An 18,306-nucleotide genomic window follows, 5' to 3' on the forward strand; every position below is an offset into this window, starting at 1 on the left:
CGATAGATTGTGGCCCCAGGAAGTTTCTTCTTGGGACCACAATTTTTTTACTTTGCAGTATTCACACGGCGACGGCGACGGCGGCGTGTGGGTGCCTCGCTATCGCTTTTCTTACGGTCAGTTTTGTCCTGTGCGTGGAACCGTGTCGTTTTCTCGCTCTTATCATGGCCTGAAGGGTGGCGTTTCTTTCCGCCTCGGCGGCGCGGCTTGGCGCGTGTCCGCTTGCCAGTTTCGCCAAGATCTTCAATCTTTTCGGCATCGAGTCCCGCACGAGTGCGCTGAGCCTTGGGGAGACGTCCCGTGATATCAGTGGGAATATCGAGATCGGCGTAGAGATGAGCCGAGGTGTGATACGTTTCCACCGGCTCAGGGAAGCCCAAACCAAGTTGGTTGTTGATCACTGACCAACGCGGCACGTCATCCCAATCAACGAAAGTCACTGCACAACCCGAATGCCCAGCGCGACCTGTGCGGCCGATGCGATGCAGATAGGTCTTTTCATCCTCAGGGCATTGGTAGTTAATGACGTGGGTGACGTTGTCAACGTCGATTCCGCGGGCAGCGACGTCGGTTGCGACGAGAACGTCAATCTTTCCGTTGCGGAATGCGCGCAATGCTTGCTCGCGTGCTCCTTGCCCCAGGTCACCGTGGAGGGCGCCAGCGGCGAAGCCACGCTCAGAGAGCTCGTCGGAAACGCGTGCCGCTGTTCGCTTCGTGCGCGTGAAGATAATAGCCAGTTCGCGGCCGCGAGCCTGCAAAATACGCGAGACGACTTCGATCTTGTTCAGAGCATGGCAACGATAAATGACTTGCTTCACGCTCTGAACGGTCGTCGTTTCATCGTGTGGATCTTGGGCGCGAATGTGAGTCGGGTGCGTCATATAGCGGCGAGCCATGTGGACGACTGCACCTGGCATCGTGGCAGAAAATAGCATGGTGTGACGGTTTGCCGGTGTGGTCGCGAGAATTTTCTCAACGTCCTCAAGGAAGCCCAAATCAAGCATTTCGTCAGCTTCATCCAGCACAACTGTCTTCACACCGTCGAGGCGAAGCGACTTGTGCTTCATCAGGTCGATCAAGCGTCCGGGAGTGCCCACCACGATTTCTGCTCCGCGTGTGAGGTCTTCGACTTGTGGTTCGTAGGCGCGACCGCCGTAAACTTCAACGATGCGAAGAGTACGGTATTTTGAGGCTGCCCGAAGATCGCCTGCAACCTGCTTGGCAAGTTCGCGCGTGGGCAGCACAACGAGGCCCTGGGGAAGCCCTGCGTGTGCGAGTGTTTCCCAGCCGTTCTCGTCGGGGCCGATGGCGTGCATGAGCATCGGAAGTCCAAACCCGAGAGTCTTTCCAGTGCCAGTTTTCGCCTGGCCGATGATGTCGCGCCGGCCGAGCGCGACAGGGAGTGTGAGTGCCTGAATCGGGAAGGGATGAGTAATTTCTTTTTCGTTCAGAGCACGAGTAATAGGCTCAGAGACGCCAAAGTCTGCGAAAGTTTTTGTTTCGAGATTGAGTTCTTCTGCTCCGGCGGTGATGTCGGCTGCAGGTTCGTTATGTTGTGGTGCTTGTGCATAGGAAGTATCCACAATTCCAGATTCGGTCATGATGTCCTTTTCGTTGAGCGGCATTGCCGCGTCGGAGAGCGCGCTGCCTCACGGGCGCTGCGCAGGCAGCCGATCGCACACAAAAAAGAAAAATGGCTCAAACGACCGGTCAGCCACGTACTTGTTTATACTACGCGAAAAAGGCACCTCGTGATGTGAGGTGCCTTTCTCATCGCTATGTCGCTCAGTCGGCGATGAAATCTGCCGAAGCTCCGAATCACGCTGATTAGAAGCCAAATCCGACCTTGCGCTCAGGAACATCCTTGATCTGGACGTAACCGATTGAGCTCGACGGAACAATCACGCGAGTACCGTCCGTGTCCGTGAGTTCGAGGGCAGGCCCCGTAAACGAATCCTTGACAGCGTTGGCAATCTCGTCAGCGCTTTTATCGACATCAACAAGAATCTCGCCTTGGGCGTCTTTGACACCAATAGTGACTTTCATGTTTCTCCTTTGTTCGCCGTTATTGTAGCGAGGAACCGTGGGCGGATGTCTCGTTCGCATGGTGGGTTTCCCTCCGAGCGAAGCGTGCAACCAGTGCCACGATGCCAGTGATGAGTGCCCCGACGACGAAGCCCATGACGGCGGATAATACTGTTTCGATCAGCCAGACGAGGAAGCCGACGGTATGAATAAATGAAGTGGCGGAATGAATGGTGTGAGCTGGCCAGGTGAAACCGAGATGCGCCAGCTCCTGGACAATGAGATGCCCGCCAACCCAGAGCATCGCAAGCGTGCCGACAACGGTGAGGAACGTCATGACAGCAGGCATGGCGCGCAAGATGATGCGCCCGGTGCGGCGAGCGTGAACCGAGCGTCGTGCGGACAAGGCCAGGCCGACGTCGTCGGCTTTCACGATGAGTGCCACCACGCCGTACACGAGGGCTGTGATGAGAAGCGCAACGAAAGCGAGAATAATTGCTCGCATCCATAGTGGCTCATCGGTGACTTCAGATAATGCAATGACCATGATCTCGGTCGATAAGATGAAATCGGTGCGCACAGCGTTCGACACGATCTGTGTTTCGGCGTCGGCTCCTTGTTGGAACGCCGGTGTCTCATCATGGTGGCCAGCGAGGCGTTCGATGATTTTTTCTGCGCCTTCGAAAGCGAGGTAAGAACCGCCCACAATCAAAATGAGGGGGAGGAGCTGGGGAAGGAAAGCTGACAGGAGCAGTGCGCCAGGGAGGATGAAAACGAGCTTGTTACGCAGTGACCCAGCAGCGATTTTCTTAATGATCGGAAGCTCACGTTTGGGGTCGATGCCAGCGACATACTGTGGGGTCACCGCGGCATCATCGACGATCACGCCAAGAGTTTTGGTTGAGGCTTTTGCGGCGCCGGCCGCGATATCGTCAACGCTTGCTGCGGCAGCTTTTGCTAGTGCGGCGATGTCGTCTAAGAGTGCTGCAAGACCGAGTGCCATGTGTCCTCCTTGTTCTGTGATCCTTAGTGTGCCATAGCAGTGCCATGACGAGGGACATGAAGCAGATTTGAAAGTGATCGCTATTTTTTGTCATACCCCTCGATAGAGTTGAGTTATGGACAACGACATCACTTTTGATCACTCACAGTGTGCGGCGCTCGCGGCGATGAAGCCGCACAGAGCTGTGAGCGTGATTGGCACGGTTGGAAGCGGAAAAACGTCCCTTCTGATCGAGAAGGTCGCGCAGATTCTCCACGGCGATCCGGCCGCTCGTATTGCGGTGCTCTCGCCTGATCGACGTGCTGCAACACAGTTGCGTAATACCATCACTTCACGTGTGGGCGTAGCCGGAGAGAATCTCACAGTGAAATCGGTGTCTGCTTTCGCTTTTGAGATCGTGTCAACATTCGCCCAGGCAGTTGGCCGCAGTGAACCGCAGCTAATTTCCGGCCCTGATCAGGACGTCTATCTCAAAGCAATCTTTGACTCTCCACACCCGCAGCTGGGCAAACTTCTTGCCCAGGCAGGAATCGATACGAGTGTCGGAATTACGCACCTGCCGGCGTTTCGCGCAGAGTTTCGTGACCTCATCACTCGCGCGAGCGAACTTGGGCTCAGCAGTGACGAACTTGCTGACATCGGTGTGACGTATGGAGAGCCTATCTGGGAGGTTGGCGCAGAGGTCATGCGTATCTATGACAGAGCGTTGGCGCTTGAAGCGTCCTCCGTGCCAGGCGCTCCAGATCGTGCAGACCACGCCCGAATCGTTGCGCAGGCAAGTGCGCATCTGGCTCATTGGGATGAAACCGTGAAGTGCGACGAAGGATCCAGTATCGGCGGGTCAAAACCGACGTGGGAGTGGGTCTTTGTTGACGACCTTTCTGACGCGACGGCGGCTGTCCTCGAGTTGCTTCGTGTGCTCCAGGCAGACGGCGCCTCAATTGTGACATTCTCCAATCCTGACGCAGCTGTGCAGAGCTACCGTGGAGGTGTGGCGCATTTCGGTGCCCTTGTGGAGCGTCCGGTAAGCGAGGGCGGATGCTCAGCGACACGATGTGTTCTCGATTTTGGATATCGATCGGGGGGAATACTAGGAACCGCGCTACAACAAAGTGCTCAAGCAATCCATGTGGGGAGCACTGCACTCCAACGGCAAGCGCAGCTATGTGGCCCACACAGTGAGCTCGAATCGCAATTTTTTGCTAACTCGGATGAAGAAATCCGTTATATCGGGGCATGGCTTCGTCATGCTCACGTTAATGACGGGGTGAACTACTCCGATATGGCGATTATTACTCGCTCGCGTTCGATGCACAGTTCGTGGAGAAGTGCGCTTGTGCGTATGGGGATCCCTGTCGCGCCGTTGATCTCTGGGCTGCCGCTTCGTCAACAAAGCGCAGTGAGTGCGTTACTCGAACTGGTGCGAATCGCGATCTGCGATCCTGGCGATATCGATGCCCGTACGGTGGCGAGGTTTCTGGGTGGCAAACTGATGGGGATTGATCCGTTACGGCTGTTGTCCTTGAGAAAAGAACTTCATGGGTGGGAACTTAAAGTCGCTTCGAATGATGCCATCCGTTCTGATGATGAGCTACTTCATTCGTTGCTTGAGGATAGAACTCATGACCCGATTTCTCACGTTGAAGAATTTCGCCGTGCCAGGGCGATCGTGCTTCGGGTGCGTCGCGCGTATCGGCGTCGGTCTAATGCGGAAGAAGTGCTGTGGGAAGCGTGGGAGAGCGCAGGGGTTGCTCAAAAATGGCAGGAAATCGCCGTATCTGACCATCCAAATGCAGATACTGCGAATGCTGATCTCGATGCAGTGATGCAGTTATTCCGAGTGGCGCAAAGACTGACCGATCGAAACCCGCTCGCTGCCTCAATTGAATCGTTTCTTGATGTGATTGAAAGCCAAGATCTTCCTGAAGATTCCATCGCACGAAGTGCAAATGGCACAGGCGAAGTCACCATTGCCACGCCGTCGGCTTTGATTGGGCGTTCATTCGACCGCGTTGTCATTGCCGGACTTAATGATTCGTCGTGGCCGAATACGCGCACGCGGCATCCGCTGACAAAGGTTGAAGACCTTGTGTCAGTTGTTGTCGGACAGATGTTGGGCAGTGAACCGATGAAACAGACTGTGTCTGACGTCTTTGACGACGAATTCCGCTTGTTTCATTTTTCCCTTGGGCGCGCTCGCCAGAATGTGCTCCTTACCGCGCTTTCCTCAGATGAAGACATTCCGTCGCGCCTCTTTGACATTCTCAGTATCGAGAAGCCGAGCGACGATACTGTGCTGATGCTTGGTGAGTACCGCCCTCATGGTGTGGATAACTTCGTCGGGCATATGCGCAAAGTGCTCGAACTGCCCGATCCTGTATTAGTCGGTGGTGCTCAAGCTGTGCTGGCTCAGCTCAATGATGCAGGAATTACGAGTGCTGATCCACATTCATGGGTGGATACATACGCATATTCTGGAGAAGGCCAGACAAGCCAAATATCTGTCTCACCATCGACGGTGGAAGCCGCACTCGAATGCCCGTTGAAGGCGTTTTTTAATGGAGTAGGAGCTCGCGACCAGCAGGACACCGTGAAGGCTGATATCGGCACACTCATTCATGAATTGGCTGAGGAATTTCCGCTAGGCGGAGCAGACAGTATTCGCTCGCGATTCCAACAGCTCTGGAATGAACTTTCATTTCCAGATGACGTGCATACTCAACGGTTGAAAAGCCGAGCAGAACATAAAGTCGAGCTGCTCATCAGCTATCTCAATGCTTCACGTGAGAGGCTTGATGGACGCCCGGTGAAAGTTGAGACTACAGCTCGAAGCAACCTTGACGGAATCAGGGTGTCGGCAAAGATCGACCGTCTGGAAAATGAGGGTGGAAGAAATTGGAGCGTTGTCGATTTTAAGACTGGCGATTTCCTCCCCGCCATCGCCTTGGCACAGACCAATCCTCAGATGCTTATTTATCAATGGTTGGTGAACACCGGTGCTGTTGAGGGTGAATCCGATGCGCATTCGGTGGGGGCACACTTGATCCGCATGTCGAAGCTGACAAAATCATTCCGTGATGACGAGCAACTCGAAATCGGGCCTAGCGGAATGACTCTCGCTGAAAATATGATCCGCACAGCGGCAGAACTTCTTGCTGGTCCTGATATTGAAGCACGCACCTGCGATGCCTGTGCGAAATGCCGATACTTCTCTATATGCCCAGCCCAGGGTGGAAAGCGAGTGTTCGAATGACAGTAACCTATTCAGATTTTGTTTCGCTTTTTGATTATCCACCCACCCCTGAGCAAGAAAAAGTCATTTTGAGTGATGAACCAGCGATCATCGTTGTTGCGGGAGCAGGAAGCGGTAAAACTGCCACAATGTCACAGCGCATCGCCTGGCATGTGGCAGCAGGGAATGTCAAAGCAGACGAAGTACTCGGTCTGACCTTCACCCGTAAGGCAGCAGGCGAACTTGCAACCCGCGTCATGAGCCAGTTGAACAAGGTCAAAGCGCGCTTTGGAAACGAGATAAATAGTGCTGCAGACAGTGACGATATTGCCGACGCTATGCATGAATCCACCGCGCGTCCGACCATTCTGACCTACAACTCCTTTGCATCACAGATCGCCTCATCGTATGCCATGTTGATTGGTGAAGATCCGCGTTCGCGGCTGATCCAGGAGGCGGAACGTTGGCAAATCATGGAAAAAATCGTCACTGATTCGATGAATGAGGTGATTCGTGAGGCTGGTTTTGATCCTGCGAACAACGATTCCCCTCTCGCGCTCCGCGCTATTTCAAGTATTATTTCTGATTCGCTTGCCCTCTCATCTGCTCTCATCGATAATGGCGTCAGTCCTGAAGACCTACGCGCACAGATTCACAGTGAGTTCGCTTATGCCAGCGAACTGCGTGAAGTCCAGCGTGTACCGCCCAAGACGTTTACTTCTGGCGGCGGCCAGGCGGATCTGGCGAAAAAAGCATGGACGGAATTGAAAGCTCTGGGAGAAAAGTTTGAATATCGTCTCAGCTTGATCGCGTTCGTGGAAAAGTATTTTGACTACAAGAAAGCGCATTCTGTTGCCGAGTTCGCTGACCAAGTTGCGTGGGCGAGTGCGATCCTCGAAACGAATGAGCGTGTTCGTGATGACCTCAAGAAGCGCTACAAACTCATTATCTTAGATGAGTACCAAGATACATCTGTCAATCAGGCTCGTTTTTTGAATCTGGCATTTGGTGGTGACAGTGGCTCGCAGTGGCGATCGATTTGTGCTGTCGGAGATCCAAATCAGGCAATTTATTCATGGCGAGGAGCCTCGGCGAACGCACTATCAGATTTCACTCGAGATTTCGCTGTCTCGTCGTCAGCGCGCCTGACTCTTTCAACAGCGTTCCGTAACGGACGAACGATTCTTGACGTAGCGAACCTTCTCACCCACGCACAACGGGGCAAGCTGGATTATGGCGAGAGGCTGAGGGTGAAGGAGCTCGTGTCACCTACTTCAGCACACGACGGCGAAGTGGAATGGATTCACGAACCATTGCGTGAAGATTCTGCACGCCAACTGGTCGCAAAAATTCGCGACGCTATGGGGAATATTGACTCTCGCCGTGTTGAGAACGGGGCGCCGTTGGCAACTGCTGCTATTTTGTGTCGAAAGCGCAAATACATCCCCACGATGGTTGCGGCCTTGGAAGAAGCGGGAGTTGCCTACGAAGTCGTGGGTGGGCAGTCACTGCTGGAGCGAAAAGAGGTAGTTTTGGTGCGCGCTCTGCTCGCACTGACAGTGAACCCGCAGCGAAATTCGTGGCTTGTTCCACTGATGAATTTTTTTGCGATTGGAGCATGGGACGTGCGTGAGCTCGGACGAATCACTCGTGAGAGTGACACAGGTTCACTTGTTGCAACACTCGCTTGGCTGAACGAGAACCCCAATGCAATGAATCTGAGTGACGAGGGACGTACCCGTTTACTCCGTCTGGCAAAAATTTTGGAACAGATGCGACAAGCACGCCTTGATAGTGTTCCTCAAGCTGTCCACGCCGCAATCGATCTTCTCGATCTTGAGATGTATGCCGGTGCGATGCGTAGATCAAATCGGACGATGTCCGCCCTTGGCTCTTTTGTGACGTTGGCACATCAGTATGCAACGAGCGCACAAACACCGACATTGGCAGGATTTGTTGAGTGGATTGACCTCGTTGAGGAAAAAGAAAACCAAGCTGAAGATTCGTCTTCGGTGGAGGTACCTCTCATCGATGAGGACATCGAGCCGGAAAGTGGAGTCGTCCAGGTCTTGACTGTTCACGCATCGAAGGGACTTGAGTGGGACGTCGTGGGCGTTCCAGAAATGAACCATCAAGAATTTGATACCGAAAAATACTCCTATCAGGTATGGCAAACAACGGCTTCTCTCTTGCCTTATCCATTGCGGCAAGATCGTGAATATCTGCCAGACTTTACGCTTGCTGGACGGTTTCAACCAGGTGAGTTCGCCAGCGTTGCTGCGCGCTATCGCTGCGACAAAGACGCGCACTCACGGCAGATGTTAGCCTCACTACTTGCAGACATAGCCACAGATTATGCTCGTTATCGTTACGAGGATATTCCTGAACATGCTGCGAGTGAAGAACGTCGCCTCGCCTACGTCGCTTTCACTCGTCCCAAACAGGTGTTGATCCTGGCAAGTTACGATTTCGCAGATCTCCAGAGTGCGAAGAAATTCGCTGATAACTTCCACAAGAAGGGAGAATTTATTCCTTCAGATCGAGGACAATTCTTAGCTGATGTTGAGAAACTCTTGCCCACTCATGGCCATGAACATGTTATTTCACGGGACGAAAATCGGTTTACCCGCTGGGCAAAGGACGTCGATCTGGCATCGGTTCGAATCGGTGAACCGGTACTTGTCTGTACACAGCAACAGCCCAAATGGCCCCTCGATGTGAACCGATCACTCGATCGCGTTACCACCAATCCGCGCAGTTCTCTTCAACTCACGGATGAGGAACGCGAATCGATGATCTCGGACTGGAAGAACATCACAGCAGGGTTCATCCCTGACCCTCTCAAAGACCAGTATGCCTATAAGCCTCACTACACTGCTTCGGATGTGGTGTCTGCAGCATCGGATGCAGAGAGCTTTTGGCGCAATCTTGCTCGACCAATTCCGCTTAAGCCTTCGCGGGCATCTCGCGTCGGTACTGAAGTCCATGCGGAAATTGCCCACTATTTTCAAGCACCCGCAACCTTGGATCTCGATGCGGTGTGGGATCAAGAAGCTGATGAGCTCAGTGATGAACGAGTGGAAATTTTAGTCAGCCGGTTCCATGATTCTCCCTATTCGAATGTTGCACCATTAGCTGTTGAACGAGCATGTGAAATGCGTATTGGAGATACCACTGTGCGGTGCGTAATCGACGCTGTGCTTGATACTTCGACGATGAGGGGATACTCTCCGGTGACAATTGTCGATTGGAAAACAGGACGACGTCCCAATTCGGATCTCCTTGACGCACGTGTGCTGCAGTTACAGCTCTACCGGCTGGTCTGGTCGAAGACGCACAATATCCCCCTTGATCAGATTGGTTCAGCGTTCTACTATCTCGGAGAAGAAGACGAGCTTGCTCGGGATTTCCGACCACAGCAGTGGGATGAAGACAGAATCATCGAGAAGGTCTCGACGGTTCTTCGCCAACCCCATCAGTGATGTCACCTGAGGGTGAAACGTTTGGATGGACATTGGCTGCAGGGAGGGCGTCGTCGGAAACAGTTGAGAAGCTGGCGTCGTCAACGTCTTCAAACTCGTCACTGGCGTCGCTGGACACCGGTTCCTCTTCCCACGTTGGCCCCGTAGCGAGTTCGGGGTCGTTGGCAATGTCACTGGCCAAGTCCGCGAGCATCGTTTTTGCATTGTCGATGACATCCGGATTTTGGGTGCGTACGCCGAACCCGAGCCAGCGTGCAAGTGCGATTTCGGATAGGAGAATCGTGCGAGTCATAAAAGAGGAATCAGACTCTAACCCGTTTCCGTACGATTCAACGGTGGCCGCGAATTCGTCGTCGTCGAGAATCGTCACGAGTGAAGCGAAGTCTTCAGCGGGATCACCCACGTGGGAGTCGCCGAACCCGACGACAGTGGTGACGGAACCGTTCGACCAGAAGAAGTTCTCTTCGGCGACGTCTCCGTGGACGAAGACGGTGCGGAAGTTCCACAGTGAATCACGTGAAATTGCGCCTTCCCAACGTCGCATGAGTACGGGCGGTAGGGGTGAACGTTCGTTAATGTCGGACAGCTCCGTACGTAAACGAGCTCGCAGAAGCTGAGAGTCGTAGACGGGCAAACCAGAGCGAGTTGCGACGTCGATTGGCAAGTGATGGATAGCGCTGAGCGTACGCCCGAGTTCGTGGCTCGCGCGGTCACCAAGGTTGTCGAAACGACGTGGTTTACCGATGGGGGACGGGAAGACCAATGCACGTCCAGTTTCCACTTTTGCAAAACCTGCAGGCCGCAGAATATCGAAGGGAAGATTGCCATCACTGACTTCCTTCCCTAGAGCTTTTGCAACCGAAACTTCCGCCTCGAGTGTCGTGGCAGCGTGAGTGTGGAGAGGAACTTTCACCACCCAATTGCGTCCTTGAGCATCGATGACGCCGCCGAACTGAAAATCCGGTGTGCGTCGGTAGGGGGCGCGTGTGCCAACAGCTTCGAGTCCATCGATGGCACATACAGCAAGGGCAGCAAGATGTAGAGGAGACGTCTTCACGCCTTTCAACCTATCGGTTTCAGTAATTTCGCGCAGGTGTACACGCGGTAAAAACGCCAATTTTAGCCGGTTTTGAGTTTTTGGGTGCTGGGCCTATTACCACATTAAGTACCGACTACTGGGGAGTTTTCCACGGCGGTGGAAAACTCCCCAGTTGATTTTTCATCACTCCATAAGCTGTGCATGGAGGTGAACATATGGGGGCACAAGAATGGCTAGACCGCCGTGTACGCGAAATGGTGCGCGAGCAGCGGATAGATCCGATGCGTCATCCACAGCGCCTTGACGCTCTGATCGATACCGCAGTGGGAGAATACGAAACACTCACTATTGCAGGCAGTGTCGATCCCATCACTGACGATGAGCAAATGCGACGCCTCTTGCGTGACGATATCGGTGGGTTTGGGGCAATTCAGCCCCTCATTGATGACCCTGAGGTGGAAGAGATCTGGATCAACTCGCCATCGAAAATCTTTTATTCCAAGGGTGGCGTGCCAACACTATCGTCGATTGTTTTGCGCCCGGAGCAAGTTCGCCAACTCGTTGAACGAATGCTTGTCGCATCCGGACGACGGCTAGATCTGTCATCGCCTTTTGTGGATGCGGCATTGCATTCCGGTGAACGTTTGCACGTGGCGATCCCAGATATTACTCGCGAACACTGGAGCGTGAATATTCGCAAATACGTGGTGCAAGCGCGCAGCCTCGACATGCTAGTCGAACGTGGAATGCTCACTGGCGAAGCTGCAAAATTTCTTTCAGCAGCAATGGATTCGGGCCTCAATGTCGTGGTTTCAGGTGCAACTCAGGCTGGAAAGACGACGATGCTTCGAGCGCTCCTCGGAGAAATTCCCTCACGTGAACGCATTGTCAGCGCAGAAGAAGTATTCGAACTTCACCTTGATCATCGCGATGTTGTGGCGATGCAAACCCGACCCGCCAATATCGAAGGACGTGGAGAAGTTACTCTTCGGCGACTGGTGAAAGAGGCCCTGAGAATGAGGCCAGAGAGAATCGTGATTGGAGAAGTTCGCCAAGCTGAAGCATTCGACATGCTCATCGCGCTCAACTCAGGGATCCCTGGAGCTTGTACAGTCCATGCAAATTCTGCACGTGAGGCCGTGAATAAATTGTGTGTCCTTCCGCTCCTTGCAGGAGAAAACGTCAGTTCAGATTTTGTTGTTCCCACCGTGGCATCAAGTATCGACATCGTTGTTCACGTCAAAAGAGAGCGGTCAGGACAACGCAAAGTGACCGAAATTGTTGGTCTAACGGGTCGTCTCGAAGGTTCGACTGTGGAGATTTCGGAACTTTTTATCGACCGTGGACGTGGGCTTGTGCGTGGGCTCGGGCAGGTACCGAAGCTTGAACTCTTCGAACACGCTGGCCATTCATTGGGAGGTACACAATGGGATTCGCCGTTGGGAGTCTAATTGCGCTCGGCATTAATGCCCTTGTACTTGCGATCATACAGCCACGGCCATGGCGCTATAGCCAGAAGCTGGTACGACGTGCGCGAAGACAACTTCCTGCTGTCAGCTTGAGTGCGGTGACGTTTTGTTTGAGCTTTGTCATCATGGGGTCTACGGTTTTTGCGATGGTCGTCAGTGTTGCAGCCGCCTTCATCCCTCGAACTCTCGCGGCGCGAGCTCGCCAACGTCGGACTGAAGCGATGCGTTCAGCGTGGCCGGAGGCACTCGACGAAGTTGTGTCTGCGATTCGCTCTGGGCTGTCAGTTGGTGAGGCACTGGGAGGTTTGGGTAGCCGAGGGCCAGAGGTCTTGCGTGAGCCATTTGCGCACTTTTCTTACGCCGTACGCGCCACTGGCCGGCTCGATGTTTGCCTTGACGATGTAAAGGCAAAGCTTGCCGATCCATTGGCAGACAGAGTGATCGAATCGATGAGGATTGCTGCGACGTTAGGTGGTGCAGATCTGGGTAAATCATTGTCAACATTGGCGTCTTTAGTCCGCGAGGAGAATCGAGCTCGCGGAGAACTTCTCGCCCGGCAATCATGGACAGTCAATGGAGCCCGGTTGGCGGCGGCTGCACCCTGGTTACTTCTTCTCTTGCTTTCAACACGGGAAGGGACAGTGCAAGCCTATTCGACTCCAACAGGCATCGGCGTGCTGATCTCAGGTTTTATTGCCACGGTGGTGGCATACGGATTGATGGTGCGTTTGGGGCGACTTCCACACGAAGAACGAATTCTCATCCGTCAGCAGGTGACCGCATGATCTGGGGAGCAGGAGCAGGTCTCACCATCGGGCTTGGAATCGCATTTATTATCGATGTTCTGGTGTTTCGTCCATCTCTCTTCACTGCGCGAGTGCTGCCACATGTTGCCACGCGCTCGCGGATACAACCTCGTCGGCGTCGTGGTGCCCGTGCGTACGCGATTGTGTGGAGGCTACTTGAAACATTGGGATCGACTCGTGCCTCAGTTGAACGACGACTCAATGTCTTTGGGGAGCTTACTGTGGGAGACTTCCGCCTCCAACAACTCCAGTGGGCAACTTTCGGAACCGTGATTGGTGTGATTGTGGCCTTCACTCTTGTTGCTCGTGGTGTACCTGTCACGATATGCCTGGTTGCGGTTGTTGTTAGCGCCCTGGGTGCGATGCTCGCAGCAGACTCACAGCTGACACGAAAAGTAGAAAAACGAAGCGAGGCATACACACGCGAGCTACCCGATGCGGTTGAACTGATGGCGCTCGCTGTCGGATCGGGCGAATCAATTAGAGCTGCGATTGAACGCGTTGCTCAGATTCATGCAGGTGTTCTCGGAGATGAATTGATGAAGATGCTTGACGATGTACACGCTGGACGGCCGCTATCAGCTGCGTTGGAAGACATGGGCAATCGTTCGGGAAATCCCAGTGTTGGACGTTTCGTTGATGCAACAGTAAATGCCATGGAGCAGGGAAGTGGCTTGGCACATGCGCTCAATGCGCAGGCACGTGATTCGCGCGACGCAGCTCGCCGCGCACTCCTCGAAAAAGGAGGAAAAGCTGAGATTGCCATGATGATTCCGGTGGTGTTCTTCATCTTGCCGATCACTGTTGTTTTCACTATTTTTCCAGCGCTTGGTGCGCTGTCATTGATGTGACAATTCCATGAGAAAGGGATAAGAGTAATGCATACATTTTTAGGACGTCTTGCCACGGTGAAGAAGTACGGCCAACGTCTGATTCGTCTGGACATAAAAAGGGGCAACAAAGTTGAGCAAGGGGACGTCCCTGGCTGGGTGATGATCACGCTAATGACGGCAGCCTTGGTCGTCCTCATTTGGACGACGGCGGGTCCCGCGTTGACGGATCTCTTCAATAATGCGATTCAACGTGTTACGCAAATGTAGCGCGTCTGCTCGCTGTGAACCGGGCAATGCCACAGTCGGATTTATGACAACCATTGTGATGCTTTTGGCTGTGACATACCTTCTGCTCTCAACAGTGACCGCATGGTACATCCACGGCGTCGCACGAGATTGCGCATTCGAAGGAGCACGTCTGGCATCTCTTGATGGGAGCTCACTTGATATTGGGCGGCAGCGCGCACGCGAACTCCTTGCCGCCACGCTTGGCCCCTACCTGAGAGCTGTTGTGACAAGTGAAGAAAGCGGAGAAGTGATGACACTGCGCATCGGTGTTGACTATCCCCTGCCGTCAGTTTTGGGAACGAAAGCTGAGGTGAGCGCGAGTGTCCGCAAAGAATAAAAAGACGTCTGGTTGTGCTTCGCCAGCTACTGAACAAGGTAACGCCATCGTGGAATTTATTGGAGTGCTGGGTGGAATTTTGTTGCCTTTGCTGATCTTTATAGTCGGGATTGCAACCGTGGCAACCAATCAATTTGCTGCTGCCGCTGCCGCACGTGAATCTGCGAGAGCATTCGTGCGCGCCCCGACGTCACAAATGGGGTTTGTCGATGGAGAGCAGTCAGGAAACCGGGTTGTCTCTGATCGCGGATTGCCACCAGCTCGCATCACCTTCGAGTGTTCGGCACACCCGTGTCTGAGCCCAGGCGCTGTGGTCACGGCACAGGTGAATTTGAATGTGGCATTGCCATTCATCGGCGTCAACGTCCCCATCACAGCATCGAGCTCAATGGACGTTGATCAACATCGAGGAGCGCGCTGATGAGAAACTGTGGTCAGGTTCGCACAGAGCCAGGAAACATGATTGTGATGGGGATCGGTGTGTGGCTACTGACGATCATGCTGGTTTTTATCGTTGCCAGCTCTCTTTCTTTGCATCAAGGTCGTCGAGAGCTTTACACGCTTGCTGACGAAGTAGCGCTCTCTCTAGCAGCCTCAATTTCAGATCGATCCTATTATTCCCCTCAAGCCGGCCCTCCGCCTCTCAGCTACGATGCGGGAGAATTAACTGGCCGTGCATACGAAATTCTCCAAGCCCGCCACAGTCAAGCCGATCTTGTGAGTGTGCGCGTGAACGGAAATAAAATCGGAGTAGAACTGCGGCAAACGGTTCGTTTGCCCCTCGTTCCAAGTTTTTTAGGTGCTGTCGATGAGGTGCGTGTCAATGTGATTTCATGGGCACGGCTCCGCACGATGACCTCCGCGTAGCGTAGGATGAAGCCGTGGCCACAGATTTTCAAACAGAAATTGCATCCTTACGCCGTGTTCTCGATCAGATCGAAGCGGTGACGAATATTCCTGCCCTCAAAGGCCAGATCGCAGCTCTTACTGAAGAGTCGGCGAAACCTGACTTGTGGGATGATCCAGAAAAAGCGCAGGACGTTACCTCGAGGCTCTCCCATGCCCAGTCAGAGTTTGAGCGCATCAATAAGATGGCAACACGCATCGATGATCTTGCAACCCTCGTCGAAATGGCTGAGGAAGAAAGCACGACGGATCCCGAGATGGGCGCTGAGCTTTTAAATGAAGCAGACGGTGAATTGTCCAAGCTCAGTGAAGATCTTTCTATGATGGAAGTGAAGACTCTCCTCTCGGGCGAATATGATGAGCGCAATGCTGTTGTCACAATCCGCTCAGGTGCTGGTGGCGTCGATGCAGCTGACTTTGCTCAGATGCTTCAGCGTATGTATCTTCGTTGGGCAGAGCGCCATGGTTACAAGACCAAAGTAATGGATACTTCCTACGCGGAAGAAGCAGGCATCAAATCCACAACCTTTGAAGTCCAGGCTCCTTACGCGTTCGGTACCCTGTCGGTGGAGGCAGGTACTCATCGCCTTGTTCGTATTTCCCCATTTGACAATCAAGGCCGACGTCAGACCTCCTTCGCCGCAGTCGAAGTGATTCCGCTGATCGAGACAACTGATCATATTGAGATTCCTGAAACCGATTTGAAGATTGACGTCTTCCGTTCGTCAGGCCCGGGTGGTCAGTCTGTGAATACCACAGATTCTGCTGTCCGTATGACTCACATTCCAACAGGCATCGTTGTTTCGATGCAGGATGAAAAATCGCAGATTCAGAATCGAGCTTCTGCGCTTCGAGTTCTCCAGTCGAAGCTTCTTCAGTTGCGCCACGAAGAGGAACAGGCGAAGAAGAAAGAATTGGCAGGAGATGTTAAAGCGTCGTGGGGTGACCAGATGCGTTCCTACGTCCTCCACCCGTATCAAATGGTGAAGGATCTTCGCACCAACTTCGAAGTTGGTAACACGGATTCCGTCTTTGATGGTGATATTGATGGCTTCATTGACGCCGGCATTCGCTGGAGGCAATCGAACAAAGCCGCTGATGAATAATCTCAGCATCTGACTGTTTAAACGTAAGCGCCGAACCTCACGCAATGTGAGGTTCGGCGCGTCTTCTCGCATCGAGGCATCTGCCCTCATAAGGTGGAACGGTTAGTGGACTCAAGTATTGGCACGGTTTATGATCACGTTTGAAAATGTCACGAAGGTGTACCAGAAAGGTGCGGCACCCGCGCTCAATCAGGTGAGCCTGAATATTGACCGCGGAGATTTCGTCTTCCTTGTCGGCGCTTCCGGCTCCGGAAAGTCGACGATGCTCTCGCTCGTCGTCGCCGAGGAGCGAGCAACCTCGGGCACGGTTCACGTGCTGGGGAAGGACTTGGCGGGGCTCTCAGCTCGAAAGGTGCCCCATCTGCGTCGGCAGATCGGCACGGTTTTTCAGGATTTCCGACTGTTGCCCGATATGAATGTGTTCGATAACGTCGCCCTTGCAATGAAGGTGACGGGGAAGCCTCGCCATGCGATTGCCAAGCAGGTTCCGCAAGTGCTGGAACTCGTGGGGCTTGACGGCAAAGAAAAGCGTCGTATGCATGAACTGTCAGGTGGTGAGAGGCAACGTGTCGCGATTGCACGTGCGATGGTCAACCGGCCAGATCTTCTCCTTGCCGATGAACCGACAGGAAATCTTGACCGCCACACCTCGCTCGGCATTATGCGTCTGCTTGATCGCATCAATCGCCAAGGAACAACCGTTGTGATGGCAACCCACGATCAGGAAATTGTCAATCAGATGCGCAAACGCGTCATCGAATTGGTCGATGGCAAGGTCGTGCGTGATCAAGAGCGCGGCGTTTACGGAGGTACCCTCTGATGGCTATTCGTTTTTTGCTCTCACAGGCGTTCAAGGGCCTGCGTCACAATCTTTCGATGGCCGCATCAGTGGCGCTCGTGACTTTTGTGTCGCTTCTTTTCCTTGGCTCTGCTGTTCTTCTCCAAGGTCAGATTTCAAATATGAAAAATGACTGGTACGACAAAGTCGAAGTCTCGGCGTTCATGTGTCCGACGCAGTCAGTTTCAGCTCAGTGCGCTGGGGGAGAAGCGACGAAGGAACAGATCGACTCTGTCGCGAACCTTTTGAAATCTCCCCAGTTGGCGTCCTACGTTGAGAAGGTGTATTTCGAGACTAAGGAAGATGCGCTCAAATCTTTCCAGAAGCAAATGGAAGGAACGAACTGGGTCCAGTCATTGACGGCTGATGAGATGCAGGCATCCTACCGAGTCAAACTCGTCAACCCTGAACAATACAAAATCGTTGCGGAAGCCCTCACGGGCCAGCCCGGTGTGGAATCTGTTGTCGATCAGCGCGAACAACTTGAACCCCTGTTTAAGATGCTCAACCGCCTAACCTATGTGGCGGGGATCCTCGCGGGCGTCATGATCATTACCGGTTTGCTTTTGGTCCCTTCCACAATCCGCTTTTCTGCCATGTTCCGACGAAATGAAACCCAGATCATGCGTTTCGTCGGTGCATCGAATATGTTCATCCAGGCCCCGTTCATTTTGGAAAGCGCGATCGCCGCACTTTTTGGCTCCCTTCTCGCAGTCGGTGCTCTCTACGTGGCCGTTGATGTATTCATTGCACGATGGTTCTCATCCCAGATCATTGATGTTGTTTCCGGGGCGGATGTCCTCTTCATGGCACCATTCTTAGTGGTTGGCGCCATCGTTGTGGCCGTGATGGCCTCCTTTATCGCGCTTCGTCGTTATACCCGAGTCTGAGTTAGGTACGGCAATTCATGTGATCGCGAAATGCAGCCCACAATTGCCCGGC

The 18,306-nt window shown here is 53.5% G+C and carries 16 protein-coding genes; 12 read left to right on the forward strand and 4 right to left on the reverse strand.

Translation table 11 applies throughout. The features are described from left to right. Window positions 1-47 precede the first annotated feature (47 nt). From P7079_RS02550 to P7079_RS02560, 3 genes are all read right to left on the reverse strand, one after another. On the reverse strand, window positions 48-1,625 hold the full coding sequence (locus tag P7079_RS02550; RefSeq protein WP_278013272.1) for a DEAD/DEAH box helicase: 1,578 nt from the start codon (window positions 1,623-1,625) through the stop codon (window positions 48-50). Between the two features lie 202 nt (window positions 1,626-1,827). Continuing rightward, window positions 1,828-2,046: a DUF3107 domain-containing protein gene (locus tag P7079_RS02555; RefSeq protein ID WP_278013273.1), complete on the reverse strand. Its 219-nt coding sequence runs from the start codon at window positions 2,044-2,046 to the stop codon at window positions 1,828-1,830. Window positions 2,047-2,065: 19 nt separating this feature from the next. Continuing rightward, window positions 2,066-3,028 carry a DUF808 domain-containing protein gene (locus P7079_RS02560; RefSeq protein ID WP_278013274.1) on the reverse strand — a complete coding sequence of 321 codons (963 nt, stop codon included), beginning with the start codon at window positions 3,026-3,028 and terminating at the stop codon, window positions 2,066-2,068. Window positions 3,029-3,143: 115 nt separating this feature from the next. On the opposite strand from P7079_RS02560, the gene P7079_RS02565 reads away from it, so the two are divergent. Both P7079_RS02565 and P7079_RS02570 read left to right on the forward strand, forming a co-directional pair. Further along, window positions 3,144-6,281, forward strand: a complete 3,138-nt coding sequence (locus P7079_RS02565) for a UrvD/REP family ATP-dependent DNA helicase (protein WP_278013275.1) — start codon at window positions 3,144-3,146, stop codon at window positions 6,279-6,281. Continuing rightward, a complete protein-coding gene (locus P7079_RS02570; RefSeq protein WP_278013276.1) occupies window positions 6,278-9,742 on the forward strand; it encodes an ATP-dependent helicase in 3,465 nt (1,154 codons plus the stop codon). The genes P7079_RS02565 and P7079_RS02570 overlap by 4 nt, the downstream gene beginning before the upstream one ends. On the opposite strand, the gene P7079_RS02575 is transcribed toward P7079_RS02570, so the two are convergent. Further along, window positions 9,699-10,799, reverse strand: coding sequence for a phosphotransferase (locus tag P7079_RS02575; protein ID WP_278013277.1), 1,101 nt, complete (start codon window positions 10,797-10,799; stop codon window positions 9,699-9,701). The two genes, P7079_RS02570 and P7079_RS02575, sit on opposite strands and share 44 nt — an antisense overlap. A 197-nt stretch (window positions 10,800-10,996) precedes the next feature. Here P7079_RS02575 and P7079_RS02580 point away from each other — a divergent pair, with 197 nt between their 5' ends. The 10 genes from P7079_RS02580 to ftsX all read left to right on the forward strand — a co-directional run bounded on the left by P7079_RS02580 (window position 10,997) and on the right by ftsX (window position 18,254). Beyond that, window positions 10,997-12,232, forward strand: coding sequence for a TadA family conjugal transfer-associated ATPase (locus P7079_RS02580; protein WP_278013278.1), 1,236 nt, complete (start codon window positions 10,997-10,999; stop codon window positions 12,230-12,232). Window positions 12,233-12,375: 143 nt separating this feature from the next. Then, complete coding sequence (locus tag P7079_RS02585) at window positions 12,376-13,035, forward strand: type II secretion system F family protein (RefSeq protein ID WP_278013279.1); 660 nt, start codon at window positions 12,376-12,378, stop codon at window positions 13,033-13,035. Beyond that, window positions 13,032-13,907, forward strand: a complete 876-nt coding sequence (locus P7079_RS02590) for a type II secretion system F family protein (RefSeq protein ID WP_278013280.1) — start codon at window positions 13,032-13,034, stop codon at window positions 13,905-13,907. The genes P7079_RS02585 and P7079_RS02590 overlap by 4 nt, the downstream gene beginning before the upstream one ends. Window positions 13,908-13,934: 27 nt before the next feature. Continuing rightward, window positions 13,935-14,156, forward strand: coding sequence for a hypothetical protein (locus P7079_RS02595; protein WP_278013281.1), 222 nt, complete (start codon window positions 13,935-13,937; stop codon window positions 14,154-14,156). A 43-nt stretch (window positions 14,157-14,199) separates the two neighbouring features. Next, window positions 14,200-14,514 carry a hypothetical protein gene (locus P7079_RS02600; RefSeq protein ID WP_278013282.1) on the forward strand — a complete coding sequence of 105 codons (315 nt, stop codon included), beginning with the start codon at window positions 14,200-14,202 and terminating at the stop codon, window positions 14,512-14,514. Then, on the forward strand, window positions 14,498-14,935 hold the full coding sequence (locus P7079_RS02605) for a hypothetical protein (RefSeq protein ID WP_278013283.1): 438 nt from the start codon (window positions 14,498-14,500) through the stop codon (window positions 14,933-14,935). Before P7079_RS02600 ends, P7079_RS02605 begins: the two co-directional genes overlap by 17 nt. Then, complete coding sequence (locus tag P7079_RS02610; protein WP_278013284.1) at window positions 14,935-15,381, forward strand: hypothetical protein; 447 nt, start codon at window positions 14,935-14,937, stop codon at window positions 15,379-15,381. The genes P7079_RS02605 and P7079_RS02610 overlap by 1 nt, the downstream gene beginning before the upstream one ends. A 14-nt stretch (window positions 15,382-15,395) precedes the next feature. Further along, complete coding sequence (prfB, locus tag P7079_RS02615) at window positions 15,396-16,526, forward strand: peptide chain release factor 2 (RefSeq protein ID WP_278013285.1); 1,131 nt, start codon at window positions 15,396-15,398, stop codon at window positions 16,524-16,526. A 130-nt stretch (window positions 16,527-16,656) separates the two neighbouring features. After that, window positions 16,657-17,346: a cell division ATP-binding protein FtsE gene (ftsE, locus tag P7079_RS02620; protein WP_278013286.1), complete on the forward strand. Its 690-nt coding sequence runs from the start codon at window positions 16,657-16,659 to the stop codon at window positions 17,344-17,346. Further along, window positions 17,346-18,254, forward strand: coding sequence for a permease-like cell division protein FtsX (gene ftsX / locus P7079_RS02625; RefSeq protein ID WP_278013287.1), 909 nt, complete (start codon window positions 17,346-17,348; stop codon window positions 18,252-18,254). Before ftsE ends, ftsX begins: the two co-directional genes overlap by 1 nt. Window positions 18,255-18,306 lie beyond the last annotated feature (52 nt).

This window comes from Arcanobacterium canis (assembly GCF_029625435.1).
GTDB classification, from domain to species: domain Bacteria; phylum Actinomycetota; class Actinomycetes; order Actinomycetales; family Actinomycetaceae; genus Arcanobacterium; species Arcanobacterium canis.

Coding starts and splice junctions, on each gene's coding strand:
- P7079_RS02550 (WP_278013272.1), bottom strand. CDS start 1,625: ATGCCGCTCAACGAAAAGGACATCATGACCGAATCTGGAATTGTGGAT.
- P7079_RS02555 (WP_278013273.1), bottom strand. CDS start 2,046: ATGAAAGTCACTATTGGTGTCAAAGACGCCCAAGGCGAGATTCTTGTT.
- P7079_RS02560 (WP_278013274.1), bottom strand. CDS start 3,028: ATGGCACTCGGTCTTGCAGCACTCTTAGACGACATCGCCGCACTAGCA.
- P7079_RS02565 (WP_278013275.1), top strand. CDS start 3,144: ATGGACAACGACATCACTTTTGATCACTCACAGTGTGCGGCGCTCGCG.
- P7079_RS02570 (WP_278013276.1), top strand. CDS start 6,278: ATGACAGTAACCTATTCAGATTTTGTTTCGCTTTTTGATTATCCACCC.
- P7079_RS02580 (WP_278013278.1), top strand. CDS start 10,997: ATGGGGGCACAAGAATGGCTAGACCGCCGTGTACGCGAAATGGTGCGC.
- P7079_RS02585 (WP_278013279.1), top strand. CDS start 12,376: ATGGGGTCTACGGTTTTTGCGATGGTCGTCAGTGTTGCAGCCGCCTTC.
- P7079_RS02590 (WP_278013280.1), top strand. CDS start 13,032: ATGATCTGGGGAGCAGGAGCAGGTCTCACCATCGGGCTTGGAATCGCA.
- P7079_RS02595 (WP_278013281.1), top strand. CDS start 13,935: ATGCATACATTTTTAGGACGTCTTGCCACGGTGAAGAAGTACGGCCAA.
- P7079_RS02600 (WP_278013282.1), top strand. CDS start 14,200: ATGACAACCATTGTGATGCTTTTGGCTGTGACATACCTTCTGCTCTCA.
- P7079_RS02610 (WP_278013284.1), top strand. CDS start 14,935: ATGAGAAACTGTGGTCAGGTTCGCACAGAGCCAGGAAACATGATTGTG.
- ftsE (WP_278013286.1), top strand. CDS start 16,657: ATGATCACGTTTGAAAATGTCACGAAGGTGTACCAGAAAGGTGCGGCA.
- ftsX (WP_278013287.1), top strand. CDS start 17,346: ATGGCTATTCGTTTTTTGCTCTCACAGGCGTTCAAGGGCCTGCGTCAC.